Genomic DNA, 19400 nt, shown 5'->3' with positions numbered 1-19400 from the left:
AGATTATTCATTCTAAAACAACCTTTTTCCTGGATTTTTCTGAAAAGTTCCGGAAAATAAACCGGGCATGGAACATGCCCGGTTTACATGTCATTACCGAATCATTCGTTACGGTTAATTACATCATGCCTTGCTCTTCGTAATAACGAATAGCTCCTGGATGGAATTCAGTTGTAATTCCATTTAATGCATTCTCGATAACGATTTGCTCACCAGTTGCATGAGACTGTGCGATCTGAGAGTTATGCTCATACATTACTCGTGCAAGATCATAGGCGATGTCATCATCCAAATCATCTCGTACATATAGTACTGCCTGAAGTGCTATGGTGTGGATGTCATCATAATCTTCGCCTCGATAGTTATAAGTTCCTGCAGGGATCACATGAGGAGCAATCAATGGAAACTCTTCCTGCAGAGTCTCTAGCTCTTCACCTGTAATTTCCAGGAAAGCTACTTCCCGAACTGTCAGTAAGTCAACAATTGCGGAAGCTGGTGCGCCTAGAACATTCCACGCTGCGTCAACGTGACCATCTTTCATTTTGTCTACAGCATCACCAAAAGTATCGTTTACAACTGTCATGTCGTCATCTGTCAATCCATAAGCTGCGAAGATGTGTGGAGTTGTTGCTGCCGTACCACTTCCTGGAGGTCCACCTGCAACCGTTTTACCTGCCTGATCTTCAATGGTAAGAACACCACTTTCTACCAGACCAACACCTTGAATAATCTCTGGGTAGACAACGCCTATAGCTCTGAATCCTTGTACTTCAGTACCTTCAAAGGATCCTTCTCCATGCCATGCATCTTCAGCAATGTTGTTCATTGCCAATACAATGTCTGCATCTCGAGTGTTTAGCAGTCGAAGGTTTTCAACAGATGCTCCGGATGGTTGAATGGTTACGTTAATCGCATCAATATGCTCGTTCCATACAGAAGCCATTGCACCACCTAGTGGATAGTAAGTTCCTGCTGTTCCACCTGTAGCATAAAGAAGCTCTTGAACCTCACCTGCTGGTGCTTCTGCTGCTTCACCATTCTCCTCTGCTGGTGCTTCATCGCCGCCACCACCGCAGCCGGTGAAAGCTAAACTCATAACCAACAATACCACTAGCAACAATCCAAAACGTGTCTTTTTCATAAAATCCCCCTTTTCTTCTTCACTTCATGATTTATCATTAACATAGCATCCAGGAAATACTATGCTAATTTTGCGACATTTCAGTATTTTATGTCTTGCACCGTATATTTTACTCTCCGCTGGCAGAAAAGTCAATATTTTCTTCATAAATAACAGATACTGCAAGTCTTCCTTCATTGAATTTCTAATTGGTAAATAGGGCCATATAAAATATGGCCCTATTCTTATTTAGCTGGTAGTCCTAGCATTTCTCTGGCTTCTGCCGGTGTTGCCATTTCTCTACCTACTGCTTTTGCAATATTCACTACTTGTTGTACTAGTTTTTCATTCGTTGCCTGAGAACCGTCAGGCATTACTAAAACATCTTCTAGTCCTGTTCGGACATGAGCTCCCATAGCAATCGCCATTGTTAGCATTTGAACCTGAGCATTTCCAACTCCCATGACGCTACAAGTTGAATTAGGTGGAAGGCTTTCAATCATATGCATTAAATTTTTAGGTGTTCCCTTGATCGATCCAGGTACATTCATTACAAGATTAAAATGCACAGGAGTTTTCAGGATACCTTTTTTAATAAGAAATTTTGCATTATCAATCATCGCCACATCAAACGCTTCTATTTCAGGTTTAACATTATTTTCATTCATCTTAGATACTAAATGCTCAATTAGTTCTGGCGGATTAGCATTCACAGCCGTTGGAAAATTAGAAGATCCTGTTGAAAGGCTGGCCATTTCAACATTAAGATCTAACATTTGGCTTCTCCATTCCGCTGTATTACCGCCACCTCTAGCACCTGTTGAAACTTGAGTAATAATGTCTAAATCACTGGCATCAATCTTATCAATAAGCTCCTTAAAAATAGCTCGGTCACAGGTAGGTTTTTCTTCTTCATCTCGCACATGTAGATGCCCGACAGAAATACCCATTTCTCTACACTTTTGCAGATCAGCAACAATTTGATCCGGAGTAACCGGCGTGCTGGGATTTAACGCTCTGGTAGGCACGTTTCCCGTAGGTGCCAAGGTAATAATCAGTTTATCCAACCGTAACGCCTCCTTCTTCTATTTTGTTATCCTTACAATACTTGCTTACTTGTTTTATCAATCGCTCTTTCTAATCTGTCCATCATTTCTGTTAATTCTTTACGTGTAATATTGATTGGTGGTGCTAATAAGGTATCATCACCTTTACCATTTCCTGCAGAACCCCCACCCGGATAAGGCACAACGCCCTCCTCCAAGCAGTTAACCGTAAACTTGCCTTTTAGGTTCACGGATGGATCGAAAGGCTCTTTCGTATCTCTGTCCTGAACAAATTCAATACCCCACATTAGTCCTTTTCCACGCACATCACCAATAATCGGGTATTTGTACAGCTGTTCCATTCTTTCTCCAAAGTATTCTCCCTGCTCAGCTGCATTTTGTAAAATACCTTCTCTTTCGATAATTTCAAGCACTTTTAAGCCGATTCCACAGGAAAGAGGGTTGCTGGCATAGGTATGCCCATGAATAAAATTCCCTGATCCTTGAACCATGATTGTATCAAAGACTTTTTCACTGCAAATAGCTGCTCCCATAGGTGTATATCCTGAACTCATTCCTTTAGCGCAGGTAATAATGTCCGGAACCACATCATAGTGATCTGATGCAAACTTTTTGCCTGTCCGACCAAATCCTGCCATTACTTCATCCATAATAAACAGAATGTCGTATCGATTACAAATTTCTCTCACTTTGTCAAAGTAAATCTTAGTCGGATGAACTCCCGGAACTGCTGAGCCAACCACTGGTTCTGAAATAAAGGCGCAGATATTTTCGGCTCCCTGCTTGATTATTTCTTCTTCTAATGCTTCTGCCGCCTTAATACTGGTTTCCTCTAAGGTTTGGCAATTCCATGGATTACGATAATGATAGAATTGAGGAATTTTAGGGAAATCAATTAGCATAGGCTCGTAAATATTTCTTCTTCCTGGTATTCCAGTCATCGAAAGAGCTCCTAAAGTGTTTCCATGGAAAGAATTCCATTTACTGATGACTTTCCATTTTTTACTTTCTTTGCCATCTCTTTCAACATAATATTGACGTGCCATTTTTATGGCCGTTTCCGTTGACTCTGAACCACCAGAAACAAAATAAACATGATTTAAGTCTCCCGGTGCCCATTCACACACTTTTTCTGCGCATTTTTCTATTGTATCCACAGTCCATCTTGAAAGGTGAGTAAAGGCTACTCGTTCAATTTGCTCTTTGGCAAATTGAGCTATCTCTGCATTCCCATGTCCAATGTTAGCTACAGCAGAACCAGAGCAGGCATCTATATATTCCTTGCCACCTTCTCCATAAAGGTATACACCTTCACCACTTTCAATACGCGGATAAATCCAGTTTTGATTCCGATAAAAAACATGATTCTTTGGCGCTTTGTTCAAACTCATCATTAATCCCCCTTCCGAATTTTAGGTTTTTGTTTTATATAAAACAAAAACCAGTACAACATACACCACTATTCCCTAAATAGCTTAATTGCTCTTACGGTTTCCGTGGCTTCAGTTATACTGGGTTCCACCCGCGATGCCGCAGGCAGGACTTGCTTGGGCGGCGGGTAAAGCAGCATACAACTAATGATTTTCCTTGGTCGGTTCTTTGGTTTGTTCGTTTTTCCATTGAAGATAGCGTTCTATTCCACCTCGCAAGGCAACGCATAACGCTTTCTGAGCAAAGCCGTGGTACCGATCTCTAATAGATGCAGCAATTACTTCGGCTCCTTCATCATGAATATTATGTCCGACCAATACTGATTTAATAAATTCTCGGGCTTCTTTTGTGAGTAAAGTGCAGGATACATCAACAATTTCACCACTGTTCCGGTCGATGATAAGCCCTAATCCAACAACCCGATGCAGATTAGCTGCCGGAATTTCTCCCGGAAGCTTGGCATAGGCAATAAAATAAACTGTGTTATTTGAGTAATTAGCCGTCACCCTCACCACCTATACATAATGCGAAAATAATCTCACTGTCATTATACCCATTTGTCACGTTTTTTTCAAGCCCCATTCTTTTATGACAGTCTTTGATTCGCCCTGTTCAATCCCTTATTTACGCTTAATATCCTTCGTCCTGTCGCTGATGATTCACTTCGTTTTTTGCTAAATAGGATTCCATCACTTCAGCACGGGTGAAACCCAATTTTTCTCCCAAAGACAGAAATGACTGAAAAAGATGATGAAAAGCGGCCTCATCTCTTTCTTTTTCAAATTGGCTAACAGCGTGATACACGGATAGAAATTGCCGGGTTTCATCTTCACAAATACTTCCAGGCTCTAATTCGTTAAACGTATAATCCATTTCTAATCCAAGGCTTAGTAAGAAGTGAAGCCCGTCCACATATTCTTCTAAGATCACTTCTTTAGGTGATGCTTTTTTATGGCTCCAAAATTTAAAGCATCTTGTTTCATTAGCCAGTTCCCCCAGCTCTACCTGAAAGGCTAAAATTTTCCTATCTGTTAAACTTTCATTTTCTAATTGATGATTTTTTTGGATAAATGAATCCAGCTCTCTTTGTCTACTATATAGCTTTATCCAGTCCATAGGAGTCCTCACTTTCTACCTGTCCTTATTCTCCCTACTAGTATACCACATTCACCTTGTTCACTTCAAAAACCATTGAAATACCAATATTACTAATGATCTGTTTCCTTTTCCCAAAATATAAACAGGGTGCATATCCGTACCCATGCATCGATAAAAAACCTCTTTTGATCAATAAACCGAAATTTTTCTACGGTTTGTCAAAAGAGGTATATCTCGGACTATCTTTTTATCTTAAATGGACGGGCATTCAATAGATGGTACGCATTTTAGTCCTTCCGCCAACATATCATCCGTATACTCCACATCGCCTATTTTTCCGGAAAGATAGGCTTCGTAGGCAGCTAAATCAAAATGACCGTGACCGCTTAACGCAAAAAGAATCGTTTTTTCTTCACCTGTTTCTTTACATTTCTTTGCTTCTTCAATCGCCACCTGTATAGCATGAGCTGATTCTGGCGCCGGTAATATTGCCTCTGCTCTTGCAAATTGAATAGCTGCTTCAAATACTTTTGTTTGATGAACCGATCTTCCTTCGATAAATCCATCATGGTAAAGCTGACTTACCAGCGGTGATTCTCCATGATATCGAAGTCCACCAGCATGAATGCCTTCTGGAACAAAATCATGGCCCAGAGTATACATCATTGTAATAGGAGCCATTTTTGCCGTATCTCCAAAATCGTATGAGAATTTTCCTTTCGTCAAGGTAGGGCAAGCAGCCGGTTCAACGGCTATAAATCGAGTTTTTCTTTTGTCTGCGATCTTATCTCTCATAAATGGAAAAGATATTCCCGCAAAATTACTGCCTCCACCGCAACAGCCTATCACCATGTCTGGGTACTCATCAATTTTTTCCATTTGTTTTATGGCTTCTTCACCAATAATGGTCTGATGTAAAATAACATGGTTCAAAACACTCCCCAAGGCATAACTGGTGTCTTTTCTGGATGCTGCATCTTCTACCGCTTCACTAATAGCGATACCAAGGCTTCCCAGGGATTCGGGATCTTTTTTCAGTATTTCCCGCCCGGCTTTTGTATATTCACTGGGACTTGGTGTTACCTTTGCTCCATACGTCTGCATCAAGGATTTGCGGTATGGTTTTTGTTCATAACTTACCTTCACCATATATACCATGCATTCCAAGCCGAACATTTGTGACGCAATACTTAAAGCAGAACCCCATTGCCCTGCACCGGTTTCTGTTGCCAACCTGGTGATTCCCTCTTTTTTATTATAGTATACTTGAGGAATAGCCGTGTTCATTTTATGACTTCCAGAAGGAGTTGTCCCTTCATATTTATAATAAATTTTAGCCGGTGTTCCTAGTGCCTCTTCTAATCTATAAGCTCTACAGAGAGGTGCTGGTCTGAAAGAGCGATACATTTCTTGTACTTCTTCCGGAATATCGATATAGCGTTCCTGCGTTACTTCTTGTTTGATTAGTTCCATTGGAAAAATTGCCGATAACTCTTCTGGTCCAATCGGTTTATGAGTTTGAGGATTTAGGGCTGGCTGACACTTCACCGGCATATCCGCCTGAATGTTGTACCATTTTTTAGGCAACTCCTTTTCATCAAGGTAAATTCGATAGGGAACATTTTTCATTATTAACCTCTCCTTCCATTAATTGTATAAAAAAAGCCCTCTATGCAAATGCATAGAGGGCGATCTCTCGCGGTGCCACCTCATTTGAATGCTTTCATCAGCCATTCATCTCTTTCGAATACGGACCACCAAGCAGCCGATATTCTATCTCTGTAACGGGAGAATCCCGGAACCACCTACTCATCCTTTCAGCGTTCCACTCACAGGCCCATTCAGCATCTAACGAAATACTGGATTTCCACCATCACCAGCTCTCTAAAATTCCGTAGAGGATCCCTACTCTTCCCGCTCTTAGTGTTTTCTATTCATTTGTAAAGTATTATACATAGACTTTTCTTGCTTGTCAAAGGTTTTTTATCGGCTATCTCTGAAATTTTTCGAAATAGGCCATCGCTCCCCGAATATGCATCTCGACACCTAAAGCCAATACTTCTTCATCTAACTTGAATTCCGGATGATGATGCGGCATATCGGTTTTCTTTTCTTTATTCCCAATTCCCAGAAAATAAAAAGCACTCGGAACCATATTAGCAAAGGAAGCAAAGTCTTCCCCCAACATCACGGTTAAATCCGTTTCCTGAAGACTTTCTTCTCCAAAAGCTTCTGTTGCACTTTGTTTAATAAGATTTGTCATTTCCAGGTCATTCGTCAGCAATTCATTTCCACACTTAAATGTCAACTCATAGTCTGCTCCATACATCCTGCACACATGAGCAACAATTTCTTCAAAACGCTGACGGATACGAGCATCTTCATTATGCAGGCATCGGACAGATCCTGCTAATTCAGCTTGCTGAGAAATAATAATAGGATTTGTTCCCGCATGAAATTGACCAAAATTAATAAGTGTTGGTTTCAAAACATCTTGTTCACGGGTCTGCAGAGATTGTAATGCATTCATAATCTCTTTTCCACAAAAAATAGGATCCACCGCTAAATGAGGCGCCCCTCCATGCCCCCCTCTTCCTTTAATGGTTAACCAAAAATAGTAGCTGGAAGCCATTAATGATCCGGCAGTAATGCCTACTTTCCCACTAGACAAGGGACTCCATAAATGAATTCCTAAAGCGGCATCCACTTTGGGATTTTCCATCACACCTTCCTCAATAATGATTGCTGCTCCGGCATCTTCTTCATTAGGCTGAAAAATAAATTTAATAGTGCCTTTTATTTCTTCACGGTATTTTGCCAGTATTTTTGCGGCTACCATTAGCATTGCCGTATGCCCGTCATGGCCACAAGCATGCATTTTACCTTTATAGACAGATTTAAATGATACCTTCGCTTTTTCGTCCATTGGAAGCGCATCCATATCTGCTCGAAGCATTAACACAGGTCCGTCTTTTTTCCCTCTCAAAATACCAATAACACCTGTTTCCGCTACTCTTTCAACCTCTATTCCCTGCTCTCGCAAATAGTCTGATACAATTCCTGCCGTTCTGTATTCTTCAAAACCTAATTCAGGATGTTGATGAAAATCTCTGCGTAAGCGTATCAATTCATCTGTTAACTGTTCAATTTCTATTTTCAATGTATCTTTTATTGACATTCTTTCACCTCTTTCCCTCAGTTCTTTACCTATTGCATTCGCTTCACAATTCTTTCCGAAAGAAAGTTAGCTATAGAAACCATCTCTTGTAGGATTTCTAGAATTAAGGCTTACTATTTATCATACGCTGATCTCCTGATTCATGTCAAGCAAAATTCAAACTTGCCTGACAACTCACCTTTCCTCTTACAAAAATCATCTGCTTGCTGCAACGATTTCTTCTTAACATAGTGAAAGGGTTTTTCTACATGTAAAAACGCCCTCTTGGTAGGGCGTTTTCTTAAATTAATATTTCTATTTCGCTGTTTTCCATCAACTCTTCCACCAACAACATGTGGTATTCTTGCTGTTTTTGCATGATAATTTGTTGACGTAGATCTTCTTCCATTTCTTCATAAGATGGTAATTTCATCATTTCCATTTCTTCATCTGAAAGCTCTGTTCCTTCTTGCTGAATCATAGCCATTTGTTGTTCGTGCTGCATTTCATAGAAGTTATAATATTCTTGTATCTCTTCTTCATCTATCTCTATCTCCGGACTTTCGCTTTCTAAGAGTGTTTCAATAGTTAGCTCTGCTTTTAGCGTATTTCGGAGCTCTTCTTCTGTAAACAGGTTATCTTCCAACGCCTGCTCGTATGCTTCCTCTGTCTCGAACTGATCCCTTATCATTTTCATTTCTTCATCAATTTCTTCTTCAGAAGCTTTCAGCTGACGACTTCCGGCTTCCTGCAGCAACACTTCTTGTTGAAGCAAATAGTCCATTACCTGATCTTCAATTTGTGCTTTAACCATTTCTCCTTCTTCGCCTTCAAAACTCATCCCTTGTTGTTCATTGGCTGAAATCAACCGATCAACCTGTCTTTGGAAAACTAATTCGTAAATATTTTCTCCATTAACGATTGCCACTACTTCTCCAAGGTCTTCCTGAGTTTCTTCACTTTCTTCATCGATTCCCTCAGAATTTACACAAGCTGTAATAATCAACAGTAATACCAGCGTTAGCAACAATAGAATTTTTTTCTTCTGCTTCACAACATTACCCCTTTCAACGATCCTTTATTCACACATAAATCATCTTAACATAGAATAGGTAAAGATTCAATGAAGCTAATAAGCCTGTCTATGATAAGATAGCAGGGTTTAACCCATGCTACTCTTTAATCTTTTAAGCTTCCGTCCACACTCTCAGCCTCCAGCGGTTTTGATAAGTAATATCCCTGTAAGAAGTCGCATTTTTTACTCAGTAAGTACTCCATCTGTTCTCTTGTCTCAACACCTTCAGCTACTGCTTTCATCTCCATAGAGTGTGCCATATTAATGATTGTATTGACAATTGTTTCCGCTCCTTGATCTTCTACCATTTTGTTAATAAAAGATTTATCAATTTTCAGCGTATCAATTGGATAGCGGGTAAAATAAGCTAAAGACGAATAGCCTGTCCCAAAATCATCGATGGACATTTTTACTCCCATTTCCTTAAGTTCTTTCATTTTTTCTAATTTTTCTTCCATTCCTGTCATTGCAATTCTTTCTGTAATCTCCAGCTCAAGGCAATGTCCCGGAAGTCCGGTTTTTTTCAGCGTTTCTCTTATGGTTTTTGTAAAGGTGCGTTGTTCGAACTGCAGTGCTGATACATTGACACATATCACTAAATCAGGTTTTTGTAGCGTTTTACGCCATTGTTGATTCTGTCGGCACGCTTCTTCTAGTACCCATTTCCCTATTTCCAGAATTTGCCCATTTTGCTCTGCAATCTGAATCATTTGTTGAACACCCAGATTTATATGAGCCGGATGATTCCACCTTAACAAGGCCTCATAAGCTTCAATTGTCCCTCTTTCTCCATTAACAATAGGCTGATACATCAACCGAAATTCCTTTCGCTCAATGGCATGATGTAAATGATTTTCAATCGTTTGCTCTTCCATGATCTGTACTTCTAAATCTCTGTTGTAAAATTGAAATCCATTCCCACCCTGTTGCTTAATACTAAGTTTTGCTAAAGTAGCACGATTAAAGATTTCTTCTACAGTTGATATGCCCTGTTCACAAAAAGCTGCACCGATGCTGGTTTTTAACACAAATTCATGTTCCTGCAAATGCAAAATAGTACTGCAGTGTTTCCAAAACAGACGAACCCGTTTTTCTATATCCTTAACACCGCTGGCACCGATCAGTAATATAAATTCGTCCCCAAAGTGACGCGCTACCATTTCTTCCCTATCAGTCATGCTTTCTAATCGGCGGGCAAGATGCATCAAAACCCGATTTCCTGATTCGTATCCACTGATGCTGTTAATTCGCTTAAATCCGTCAATAGAAATAATAGCAATGCAAGGAAGCTTATCTTCCCTTTTCATTCGCTCAATAATATGAGGCGCTTCCAGCATAAATCCATTATAGTTTGTCAAATTAGTAGTCGGGTCATAATACGTAAGGGCTCGTATTTTATTAATCATCTGGTTAAAGTTCTTACCGGCTTCTCCCAGTTCATTCGGTGTGGTTTCATCAGCTCTGATGTTCAAATTACCCGATGCCGCTTCTCTAAACACTTTTTGCAAGGCTAAAATTGGCCTTGATAAGCTATGTGCATAAAAAAACGCAAACACGATAATGAGAAAAGAACCAAATAATAGAATAGCTAAAACAGCATTGGCAATACTTTTCACTTCTCCATAGATTTCTATCGCTGGTACCGCTATACCAAAATACCAGTTTGGTGAATGAAGAATTTCATGAAAGAACATCAGCATTTCTTCACCATCATAACTTGTATACTCCACATACCCACTAGGCTGTTGAAACAAATTGGTTGCTGTCAAATCTTTATACTCATCTAAAGACTGACCTACAGCCGCTTCGTATCGGGCATCCGGGGAAAAGGAAACGATCTTTCCTTCTTCACTGATGATCCATGCCTGCGTATCTCTTCCTAGACGAACGTCTTCTACAATGCGATTCATGAAACCTACCGGTACCACCATATTAACAATACCTATGTTCTGCTGCCTTTCATTTCTTATGGAGTGGGAAATAATAATAACCAAGTCTTCTTCAATATAAGGACTCTTAAATGGTTGAGATATCCATTGCACTTCGCCTTTTTCTATGATATTCAAATACTGTTCTTGATCTCTGACGTCCACCCATTGATCCACACTACTCCAACCCGAAGCATCGGGCCATATAATGGTCATATTTCGCATTATTTCAGGCAACACCAAGTGAGGCAGATATCTTTTAACGATTGCTTGATCCATTTTTTTTATTTCTGGTGACTGCGAAATCATTTGTAACATTTTCATATAGCCACGAAGTTCATGAGACAGCTCGTTGGCTCTGGCTTCGGTTACATCCTGGTATTGCTCCGTAATAACTTCCGGTAAATCAGCAAGTTTGTTATTGATAAAAAGAAGCATTCCTGTAAAAAGGATGCCTGCACCTATCATTAGATATACCAGCATTTGAACTCGGATTGATTTCATATATGTCACCTTTTCCATGGATTCGCTTTTATAAAAGGGAATAATAACAACTTCATTTTACCACAGTGCTTACTTCAGCAAAAGATCCATTATAAAACCCCTAATACCATTTTTAGGCATAGGGGTCTTTTGTTTGGTCAGATCGACTATTTTTTATATCGACTATTTTTTATATGGATATACTTTATGCGTATGCTTAAGCGCCTCTTCCATAGCTCCCAAGGCATCTTTCAAATCTTGATCGGTATGTCGATGACAGATATATCCATGATGGTATGGTTGAATAAACAACCCTCGCCGGATGGTTTCTGTGTAAAAGAATTTTCTTCTTTCTTTGTACTGATCATCCACCTTATCAAAGGTAATATAAGGCATTGGTGGAATACCTGATGCTGTCGCCGGTACATCAGATTCCTGAACAATTTTTTCCATTTGTGCAAAAAAGTCTTCTCCACGTTTCCAAATGCTGTCGATTACGTTTTCTCTTTCCAAAATATCGATGCATTTCAAAGAAGCATGCATTTCTAAGCTGTTAGGGAAAAAGGTGGAACTAATGAACACTTCTTTTTCAACGACTTTCATAATCTCTTTTTTACCTACCAGTGCACTAATAGGGTATCCGTTCGCCATTGCCTTACCAAAGGTAGAAAGATCCGGAGTTACTCCGTAACGTTCCTGTGCTCCACCCATTGCTACTCGAAAGCCTGTACGGATTTCATCAAATATTAAAACAACCTCATATTTATCTGCCAGTTCTCTAACGCCTTCTAGGTACCCAGCCGGTGGTTCTTGCACTGGTGCTGAAAGCGGATGACCTACTGGTGTCAACATAATACAAGCTGTATCATCTCCATGTTTTTTAAGCGCTTCTTCCAACGCATCCAAATCTCCATAAGGAAACTCAACGGTCATGTTCTGAATTTCTTCCGGTACTCCACCAGGAACTTCCACGCACCAATCATGCCATCCATGGTATCCGCAACGAAGTACTTTCGTTTTACCGTTAAAACCACGTGCTACTCTTACAGCCATCGTTGTTACGTCAGAGCCTGTTTTCGCAAGAATGACCATCTCCGCGGACGGAATTAATTTAACCAGTCTTTCTGCCAAGGTGTTTTGAACTTCCTGAACTAAGGAAAAACAGAAACCTTTTTCCATTTGTTCAATGACTACCTGATTGATTTCCGGTTCTCTATACCCCAAAATAATCGGTCCATATCCACAAAGCATGTCAATATAATCGTTACCATCCACATCTACAATGTGGCCACCGTATCCCCGCTCAATAAAAATAGGATATTCGCCTTCTACAAAGTTGTAGGGACGACGAATCCCAAGAAGACCCCCCGGAGACATTTGCTTCGCTTCTTCAAATAATTTCATAGAACCTTCCAGATTAAGTTTTGGTACACTGTTCATGGAATAACCACCTTTCTTCTACACTGATTTTTAAGCCTGCTTGTTACCATGTTCACGTTGCGGCATCAACTAATTACGGGTATAAAAAAAGCTATTTACGTAATGATGCCTCATTACATAAATAGCTCTCCATGCATAAAAATCGCATGACAACAGCCTAGGACTGTCCTAAACTGTCAAGATCCCCTTTGCACACCAATAGGCCTCTTTCGGCAGCCAAAGCCTTCACCGGAATCATCAGATGTGTGCCTCTTTCACATACGCCGGTTACCCTATGACTGCTCCTCTATTTATGACTCATTTCAGTTTTTTGTGTCACTTCAAAATGCAACCACATATCCAATTATTATTATAGGGGAATCTTTCTGCTCTGTCAACTTTTGTTCTGTAAGAATCTATTATTTGTTCTGTACGAATACCTTAGATGTTACTTATATTTCCAGTAATACCGGACAATGATCGCTTCCCATAACCTCTGAGTGAATTTCCGCTTTTTTTATCTTTTGTTTCAGAGATTCTGAAACGAGAAAATAGTCGATTCTCCAGCCGGCATTTCTTTCTCTGGCCTGTCGCATATAGGACCACCAGGTGTATGCTCCCTCTAAGTCTGGGTATAGGTGTCGGAAGGTGTCAATAAAACCACTGCTTAAAAGCGTTGTCATTTTCTCTCTTTCTTCGTCCGTAAACCCAGCATTTCTTCGATTGGTTTTTGGATTTTTCAAGTCGATTTCCCGGTGTGCCACATTCAAATCTCCACAGAGAATGACTGGTTTTTTTGCTTCCAGCGATTTCAAGTATTCCCGAAAGACGTTTTCCCAATCCATTCTGAAGTCAAGTCTGGTTAGCTCCCGTTGAGAGTTCGGTGTATATACATTCACCAAATAGTAGTCGTTATACTCCAAGGTAATCACTCGACCTTCCCCGTCGTAAGCTTCCATATCCAAACCGTATTGAACCGTCAAAGGCTCTGTCTTTGTAAACACAGCCGTACCTGAATATCCTTTTTTTTCGGCCGAATTCCAAAATTGATGGTATCCTTCTAATTCCAGGCTTATCTGTTCTGGCTGTAACTTCGTTTCTTGGACACAGAAAACATCCGCCTTTTCTCTGTCAAAATAATCCATAAACCCTTTTTTAACACAAGCTCTTAACCCATTTACATTCCATGAAATTAGTTTCATGCTAAACCTCCCAGAAAGTTGTTATCATCTTTTTTCATCTTTCTGTAGCTTATCATGGCTCCTTATTTCTGACAAGGCACCGATGCTTTCGATTTCATTAATGGATATTGATATTTTTATGAGCTTATCGCATAATAGAAGAAATAGCATCGAAAGGAGATTTTTAATGGAACTGATGTATATTGGTAAAACCAAGAATGTCTATAAGCTTCCTGATGGAATGTTTTTATTGAAATTCAAAGATGATATGACAGGAAAAGATGGTGTTTTCGATCCCGGCTCTAACGAGATCGGTCTTACCGTTAAAGGTGCTGGCCAGTCCGGTCTTCGATTAACAGCATTTTTCTTTGAACATTTAAAGGCAAAGGGGATCCCTACTCATTATGTAGATGCAGATCCCGAAGCAGCTACGATGACTGTTAAACCTGCAAAACCCTTCGGAAAAGGTCTGGAAGTGATTTGCCGTTACCGAGCTGTTGGTAGTTTTCATCGTCGATATGGCGATTATATTGAGGAAGGAGCCGCTTTAGACGCTTTTGTTGAAGTGACATTAAAAGATGATCAAAGACAGGATCCACCCATTTCTGAAGATGCGCTGGATATGTTGGGAATTCTTTCAAAGGATGATTTTTCCACATTAAAAGCCTTAACGCAAGAAATCGCTTCTCTCGTTAAGGCTTTGTTGGCCACAAAGGACCTTGACTTATACGATATTAAATTCGAATTCGGAAAATCCGATGATAGGATTCTTTTAATTGACGAAATTTCCGGCGGAAACATGCGGGTTTTCAGAGAAGGAAAGCCTGTCGAACCTTTCGAATTAGAAAACATCATGTTATCTCTTTAATCTGTTTCCATTCTCACATTACTCACCTACTTAAATTCCCCAGAATGTATTGATCACTTCTTCATCAGGTGCTTTTGTTGATAGACTTACGGCTACAAAAGCAAGGAGTGACAGCAGTAGTGGCAATACAATCGTATGCAAACCAAAGGGTCTTACCCATAGATAATCGAATATAACATAAGAACCTGTCCCGACAATAATGGAAGCCAAAGCGCCTGGTGCATTGGCTTTTTTCCAGTAAAGCCCTAAGAGTACCGTCCAAATAAAGGTAGAGATCAGGCCAGCATTCGCATACAAATTTAGCCAAACCATCAATGGCGGTGGATTAAAGGCAACCATAAAGATAACCACTCCTATCAGCAACGTCGCTGCATAACTTACTTTTGCGGTCAGTCGGGAGTTATTCTTGGCTTTGGGGTTGATGTAATTTGAATAAAGATCATTCACCATGGCTCCAACAACAATCAACAATTGAGAATCAACGGTAGACATAACGGCTGCCAAAGGACCAGCCAGAATAACACCGGCTATCACCCCTGGAAACAAAGATGTGGTCAAAGTAGGAACCACCAGATCTCCTGCCTCTATGCCCGGAACAATCACACTGCCGAAAGCACCTACAAAATGCATCCCCAGCAGCAGTACCATAGATACTACCGTCCCATAAATAATCCCCTTTTTTAGGCTTTTGCTATCTTTATAACTCATTGCTCTGGTTGCAACCTGAGGAAGCCCTACAATCGCAAACCCTACCAAAATCCAAAAGGAAGTTACCCAGGCCATCGTCATAAATCCTTCTTCTGTTCCATAAGGTGTAATCAGGCCGGGATTTTTTTCATACATACTCTGAACAATGTTACCAACACCTCCACCAGCTATAATCGTCGCTATTAAAAGCGTAATGGTTCCAAGCGTCATAACAATCCCCTGCAGGCTATCCGTCAGAGCAACGGCTCGAAAACCACCGATGGTTGTGTATATCAGTACGGTGATTGCAAAAAACAAAAGCGCGTTCTGATAACTTATTCCTACGGATCCCTCGATTAATCGGGCTGCCCCAATCCATTGTGCGCTCATAGCGGCAATAAAGAAAAAAATAATCGACAAAGATGACAGGATCACAATGGATTTGCTTTGATACCTGGCCCTAAGAAAATCCGTCACCGTAACAGCATCAATCTTTCTTGCAATGATAGCAAATTTTTTACCTAAAACAGACAGCGTAAAATAACCTGTAGGCATTTGGCTCATCGCAAGAAAAATCCACCCCAATCCAAAAGTATATGCCGTTCCAGGTCCACCGATAAAACTGCCGGCGCTCAGGTATGTAGCTACCATGGTCATTGCTAAAACAAAACCACCCAGGTCACGACTTCCAGCTAGGTACTCCGTCAAAAATCCCCCAGTCTCTTCCGACATTCCTTTGCTGGCCTTTGAAACATGTCCAAGGCTGTAAAATCCAATCCCAAATACAACCACAAAATATCCTATTAACGCCAGCAATACACTATAGTTTACATTTTCCATCACTCTACCCTCCAGATTGTTCTAACTCCTTCTTCAACGCGGCGGCTTCTTCCTTACTGATAGCACCTAAAGGCATCTCTTTATAATACTTTGTCACCATAATGATCGATAAGGTTGTAAACAGCACCGCTCCCAGGATGCAACTCATAAAGAACCAGGCAGGAAAACCCATCATATACCGATATTCCTCCGGCGGACCAGAGCCTAATCCATAGCCCCAAAAAAACCACCAGATAAGGTTTAGAATTCCCAATGTTACTCCCATTAAAGCTTCTTTGTTGCACTGTTTATAACGTGGATCTTCTATAAACTTTTCCTTTCCTATCTTGCTTTCAGTTACGTTTTTCATGCAAGGCACTCCTTTTCTCACGACAGCTTTTCTTTGGCTTTTACCAACTGCTGTAAAAAATCATTATATGGTGTTGGAATTCCCAGTTCTTTCCCTTTTCTTGCAATAGCACCGTTAATATACTCAATTTCTGTTTTTTTACCTCGGTTTAGGTCCTGTAACATAGAGGATCTATTATTTCCCGTAGCTTTCGCCACGGCTTTCACATGGTGTAATGGGTCAGGATAAGATATCTGTATCTTTGCTTTTTCAGCTACGCTAATCGCTTCCATCACCAAGTTTTTCATTAAGATCTCTGTTTCTTCTCTCTCCAACAACTTCCCATTTGCAATGTTCAAGATTGCCGTCAAGCCGTTTATTCCTGCGTTAACCAGAAGTTTATCCCAGATCAGTCCGTCAATATTCTTTTCAATATCTGTATCTATTTTTGACTCATTAAAGAGTGTACGGATAGCCTCTTCTGTTTTTCCATTTTCTCCTTCAATACGACCAATTCTGGTCTTACCTCTCCCTGCATGAACCACTACTCCTTTTTCTTTTAGCATAGCACCATGAGCAGTGGTTCCACCAATAATCTTTTCTTTAGAGACAAACTCACTGATAACCTCTATGTTCCCAACACCGTTTTGCAAGGTCATGATACGAGTATCCTCTCCTATTAGATGCAAACTTTTTTCTAATGCATTTCTTGTATCATAGGCCTTGACGAAGATAATAATAAGATCCATTTTTTCTGTCTGCTGGTAAGCCTCTGAGAAAGCTTTTATGTGTACGTGATCGATATGCTCCCCATCCATGATGGTTAATCCATTTTTATCGATGGCTTCAATATGTTCCTGCCAGGTATCAATCAGCGTTACCTCCGCCTTCGCCTTTACGAGATAATAACCAAAAAGACATCCCATTGCACCGGATCCTATAATAGAAATTTTCAACGCTTTACCCCTCCTTTTCCTCTATCTTCTATTATCTATTGATAAGATTTGGTTTTACACTTGGCTCTTTTAATACAAATGCGTTAGTTCTTCTTCCTCTACTCCACTAAACTTATGCTGGGATGCTGGAAAACGACCTTCCTGAATTTCTTTTTTAAAGGTTTCTAGTCCATCTACCACTTGATCTCCTAATTGCCCATATTGCTTCACAAATTTTGGAACAAAACGTTGAAAAAGCCCAAACATATCATGGAACACAAGGACTTGTCCATCACAATAACGACCAGCGCCTATACCTATCGTTGGTATATCACTCTTTTTTGTAATCAACTTACCTACTTCTTCCGGTATTGCTTCTAGCACTAATCCCCAAGCTCCTGCTTCCTGCAACTTCAGTGCATCTTTCAAGAGAACTTCCGCTGCTTCTACGGATTTCCCCTGAACTTTGAAACCGCCCAGCTTGGATACGGTTTGAGGCGTAAGTCCAATATGGCCCATCACAGGAATTCCGGCATCAACAATGGCTTTCACCACCTCCGCCATTTCTGCGCCACCTTCTAGTTTAACAGCATCACAACCACCTTTCTTCATAAGTTGAACCGCATTCTTCACAGCTTTTTTCTTAGATATTTGATAAGATCCAAAGGGCATATCTCCAACAACAAGTGCATCAGGAGCGCCTTTAACCACTGGTTTAATATGATAAACCATTTCCTTCATTCCTATTGAAACGGTATTCTCTTCCCCAAGAATGGTCATTGCCAAAGAGTCACCTACTAGTACGACATCTATGCCAGCCCGATTCGCAAGAACGGAGGTCGGATAATCATAGGCGGTTACCATGCTTATTTTTTCTCCTTCCTCTTTCATTCTTCTTAGTTTTTGTGTTGTTATTTTTGACATACAATCACCCTTTTCTCTGTTTTCTTACTAATTCGAATCTATCTTAGCATGTATTCATTGTATTTTCTATCAATTATAGAAATCTGTTCACATTCTTCCGCGAAGCAAATGCTTCATAAAAAAAGCGGCGCAAAGGAGACCTCTTCGCACCGCTTTCATCCACTCATCCTCTACATCGTTATTTCACCAATTTAGAAATCTTTTTAAAGGTATCCGTTCCCGCATAACGGCACAATTCAAAAAGAATTGATTCACAGCTAACCGTCCTTGCTCCTTCTTGCGCCATTCTTTTCATTGCAATATCTTTGTCCATCGTTTTTCTGGAAGATAAACAATCTTCTACTACAATGGGTTGATAGCCTTTTTCTATTAAATCAATCACTGTTTGAAGCACGCATACATGAGCTTCAATACCAGCTACAATTACCTGTGTCCGTCCTGTTTTGTCTAGCGCCTTTTGAAATTCATCATCATCACAACAGCTAAAGGCCATTTTTTCAACCGTCACCTCTTCCTCCAGTACTTCTTGAATTTCCGGTATGGTTGGTCCCAGCCCTTTTCGATATTGTTCCGTCACCAGTATTGGAACTCCTAGCGCTTTTAATCCTTTAATGAGAATTTTCATCCGTTCCATCAAATCTTTATGGTGTTGTACATGAGGTGTTAGTTTTTCTTGCATATCAATGATAACGGCGGTTGAGTTTTCTTTTATCAGCCTCATAAATATCCTCCTTGTTCATTTTTGGATTGTCTATTTTTGTTTTTTCTTCATCATTCAAGTATCTAACCTTTAGCAACTTAGCCAAATGCAAAAACACCCTGCCTTTGGTTTTTCCCAAAGCCAGGATGTTTGTTTGCT

Annotated in this window: 17 protein-coding genes, 1 riboswitch and 1 other annotated feature; of the genes, 1 reads left to right on the top strand and 16 read right to left on the bottom strand. The window is 40.2% G+C overall.

Translation table 11 applies throughout. From position 1 onward, the window contains the following. Nucleotides 1-118: 118 nt before the first annotated feature. The 11 genes from BLV55_RS06710 to BLV55_RS06660 all read right to left on the bottom strand — a co-directional run bounded on the left by BLV55_RS06710 (nt 119) and on the right by BLV55_RS06660 (nt 13980). Entirely contained in the window at nt 119-1141 is a 1023-nt protein-coding gene (locus tag BLV55_RS06710) for a TAXI family TRAP transporter solute-binding subunit (RefSeq protein ID WP_093312680.1), read from the bottom strand. A 224-nt stretch (nt 1142-1365) separates the two neighbouring features. Next, entirely contained in the window at nt 1366-2187 is an 822-nt protein-coding gene (locus tag BLV55_RS06705; protein WP_093312678.1) for a beta-keto acid cleavage family enzyme, read from the bottom strand. Nucleotides 2188-2219: 32 nt separating this feature from the next. Next, nucleotides 2220-3578: an aminotransferase family protein gene (locus BLV55_RS06700; protein ID WP_093312676.1), complete on the bottom strand. Its 1359-nt coding sequence runs from the start codon at nt 3576-3578 to the stop codon at nt 2220-2222. Nucleotides 3579-3761: 183 nt separating this feature from the next. Then, nucleotides 3762-4124: a DUF3870 domain-containing protein gene (locus BLV55_RS06695; RefSeq protein ID WP_176968310.1), complete on the bottom strand. Its 363-nt coding sequence runs from the start codon at nt 4122-4124 to the stop codon at nt 3762-3764. 124 nt (nt 4125-4248) lie between these two features. After that, on the bottom strand, nt 4249-4734 hold the full coding sequence (locus tag BLV55_RS06690; RefSeq protein ID WP_093312672.1) for a dUTP diphosphatase: 486 nt from the start codon (nt 4732-4734) through the stop codon (nt 4249-4251). A 234-nt stretch (nt 4735-4968) separates the two neighbouring features. Continuing rightward, nucleotides 4969-6345 carry a TrpB-like pyridoxal phosphate-dependent enzyme gene (locus tag BLV55_RS06685; RefSeq protein ID WP_093312670.1) on the bottom strand — a complete coding sequence of 459 codons (1377 nt, stop codon included), beginning with the start codon at nt 6343-6345 and terminating at the stop codon, nt 4969-4971. Nucleotides 6346-6397: 52 nt separating this feature from the next. Continuing rightward, nucleotides 6398-6647: a binding site (T-box leader), on the bottom strand. 59 nt (nt 6648-6706) lie between these two features. Continuing rightward, entirely contained in the window at nt 6707-7894 is a 1188-nt protein-coding gene (locus BLV55_RS06680) for a M20 metallopeptidase family protein (protein ID WP_093312668.1), read from the bottom strand. Nucleotides 7895-8174: 280 nt separating this feature from the next. Further along, nucleotides 8175-8927, bottom strand: a complete 753-nt coding sequence (locus BLV55_RS06675) for a SurA N-terminal domain-containing protein (RefSeq protein ID WP_176968309.1) — start codon at nt 8925-8927, stop codon at nt 8175-8177. A gap of 125 nt (nt 8928-9052) precedes the next feature. Then, on the bottom strand, nt 9053-11380 hold the full coding sequence (locus BLV55_RS06670) for a bifunctional diguanylate cyclase/phosphodiesterase (protein WP_176968308.1): 2328 nt from the start codon (nt 11378-11380) through the stop codon (nt 9053-9055). A gap of 162 nt (nt 11381-11542) precedes the next feature. Then, on the bottom strand, nt 11543-12799 hold the full coding sequence (locus tag BLV55_RS06665; RefSeq protein WP_093312663.1) for an aspartate aminotransferase family protein: 1257 nt from the start codon (nt 12797-12799) through the stop codon (nt 11543-11545). Between the two features lie 114 nt (nt 12800-12913). Then, a riboswitch (Lysine riboswitch) is annotated at nt 12914-13096 on the bottom strand. Between the two features lie 134 nt (nt 13097-13230). Further along, nucleotides 13231-13980, bottom strand: a complete 750-nt coding sequence (locus BLV55_RS06660) for an exodeoxyribonuclease III (RefSeq protein WP_093312661.1) — start codon at nt 13978-13980, stop codon at nt 13231-13233. A 166-nt stretch (nt 13981-14146) separates the two neighbouring features. On the opposite strand from BLV55_RS06660, the gene BLV55_RS06655 reads away from it, so the two are divergent. Beyond that, nucleotides 14147-14827 (top strand): phosphoribosylaminoimidazolesuccinocarboxamide synthase, encoded by a 681-nt coding sequence (locus BLV55_RS06655; RefSeq protein WP_093312659.1) that lies wholly within the window; start codon nt 14147-14149, stop codon nt 14825-14827. Between the two features lie 30 nt (nt 14828-14857). On the opposite strand, the gene panF is transcribed toward BLV55_RS06655, so the two are convergent. From panF to BLV55_RS06630, 5 genes are all read right to left on the bottom strand, one after another. Beyond that, nucleotides 14858-16354 (bottom strand): sodium/pantothenate symporter, encoded by a 1497-nt coding sequence (gene panF, locus BLV55_RS06650; RefSeq protein WP_093312657.1) that lies wholly within the window; start codon nt 16352-16354, stop codon nt 14858-14860. A 4-nt stretch (nt 16355-16358) separates the two neighbouring features. Further along, entirely contained in the window at nt 16359-16703 is a 345-nt protein-coding gene (locus BLV55_RS06645; RefSeq protein ID WP_093312656.1) for a YhdT family protein, read from the bottom strand. A gap of 17 nt (nt 16704-16720) precedes the next feature. Then, nucleotides 16721-17638 carry a ketopantoate reductase family protein gene (locus BLV55_RS06640; RefSeq protein WP_093312654.1) on the bottom strand — a complete coding sequence of 306 codons (918 nt, stop codon included), beginning with the start codon at nt 17636-17638 and terminating at the stop codon, nt 16721-16723. A 69-nt stretch (nt 17639-17707) separates the two neighbouring features. Further along, nucleotides 17708-18541 (bottom strand): 3-methyl-2-oxobutanoate hydroxymethyltransferase, encoded by an 834-nt coding sequence (panB, locus tag BLV55_RS06635; RefSeq protein ID WP_093312652.1) that lies wholly within the window; start codon nt 18539-18541, stop codon nt 17708-17710. Nucleotides 18542-18719: 178 nt separating this feature from the next. Further along, nucleotides 18720-19262: a hydrolase gene (locus BLV55_RS06630; protein WP_093312650.1), complete on the bottom strand. Its 543-nt coding sequence runs from the start codon at nt 19260-19262 to the stop codon at nt 18720-18722. Between the last annotated feature and the right edge of the window lie 138 nt (nt 19263-19400).

The sequence above is a fragment of the Tindallia californiensis genome (assembly GCF_900107405.1).
In the GTDB taxonomy this organism is placed as follows: Bacteria; Bacillota; Clostridia; order Peptostreptococcales; family Tindalliaceae; genus Tindallia; species Tindallia californiensis.
The sequence above is the reverse complement of the archived record's forward strand: the minus strand, read 5'-3'. Positions and strand labels throughout refer to the sequence as shown.

Bases quoted from the DNA above. Each gene is read 5' to 3' on its own strand.
- BLV55_RS06630 (WP_093312650.1), bottom strand. From the start codon at position 19,262: ATGAGGCTGATAAAAGAAAACTCAACCGCCGTTATCATTGATATGCAA.
- panB (WP_093312652.1), bottom strand. From the start codon at position 18,541: ATGTCAAAAATAACAACACAAAAACTAAGAAGAATGAAAGAGGAAGGA.
- BLV55_RS06665 (WP_093312663.1), bottom strand. From the start codon at position 12,799: ATGAACAGTGTACCAAAACTTAATCTGGAAGGTTCTATGAAATTATTT.
- BLV55_RS06690 (WP_093312672.1), bottom strand. From the start codon at position 4,734: ATGGACTGGATAAAGCTATATAGTAGACAAAGAGAGCTGGATTCATTT.
- panF (WP_093312657.1), bottom strand. From the start codon at position 16,354: ATGGAAAATGTAAACTATAGTGTATTGCTGGCGTTAATAGGATATTTT.
- BLV55_RS06645 (WP_093312656.1), bottom strand. From the start codon at position 16,703: ATGAAAAACGTAACTGAAAGCAAGATAGGAAAGGAAAAGTTTATAGAA.
- BLV55_RS06670 (WP_176968308.1), bottom strand. From the start codon at position 11,380: ATGAAATCAATCCGAGTTCAAATGCTGGTATATCTAATGATAGGTGCA.
- BLV55_RS06655 (WP_093312659.1), top strand. From the start codon at position 14,147: ATGGAACTGATGTATATTGGTAAAACCAAGAATGTCTATAAGCTTCCT.
- BLV55_RS06700 (WP_093312676.1), bottom strand. From the start codon at position 3,578: ATGAGTTTGAACAAAGCGCCAAAGAATCATGTTTTTTATCGGAATCAA.
- BLV55_RS06710 (WP_093312680.1), bottom strand. From the start codon at position 1,141: ATGAAAAAGACACGTTTTGGATTGTTGCTAGTGGTATTGTTGGTTATG.
- BLV55_RS06685 (WP_093312670.1), bottom strand. From the start codon at position 6,345: ATGAAAAATGTTCCCTATCGAATTTACCTTGATGAAAAGGAGTTGCCT.
- BLV55_RS06660 (WP_093312661.1), bottom strand. From the start codon at position 13,980: ATGAAACTAATTTCATGGAATGTAAATGGGTTAAGAGCTTGTGTTAAA.
- BLV55_RS06680 (WP_093312668.1), bottom strand. From the start codon at position 7,894: ATGTCAATAAAAGATACATTGAAAATAGAAATTGAACAGTTAACAGAT.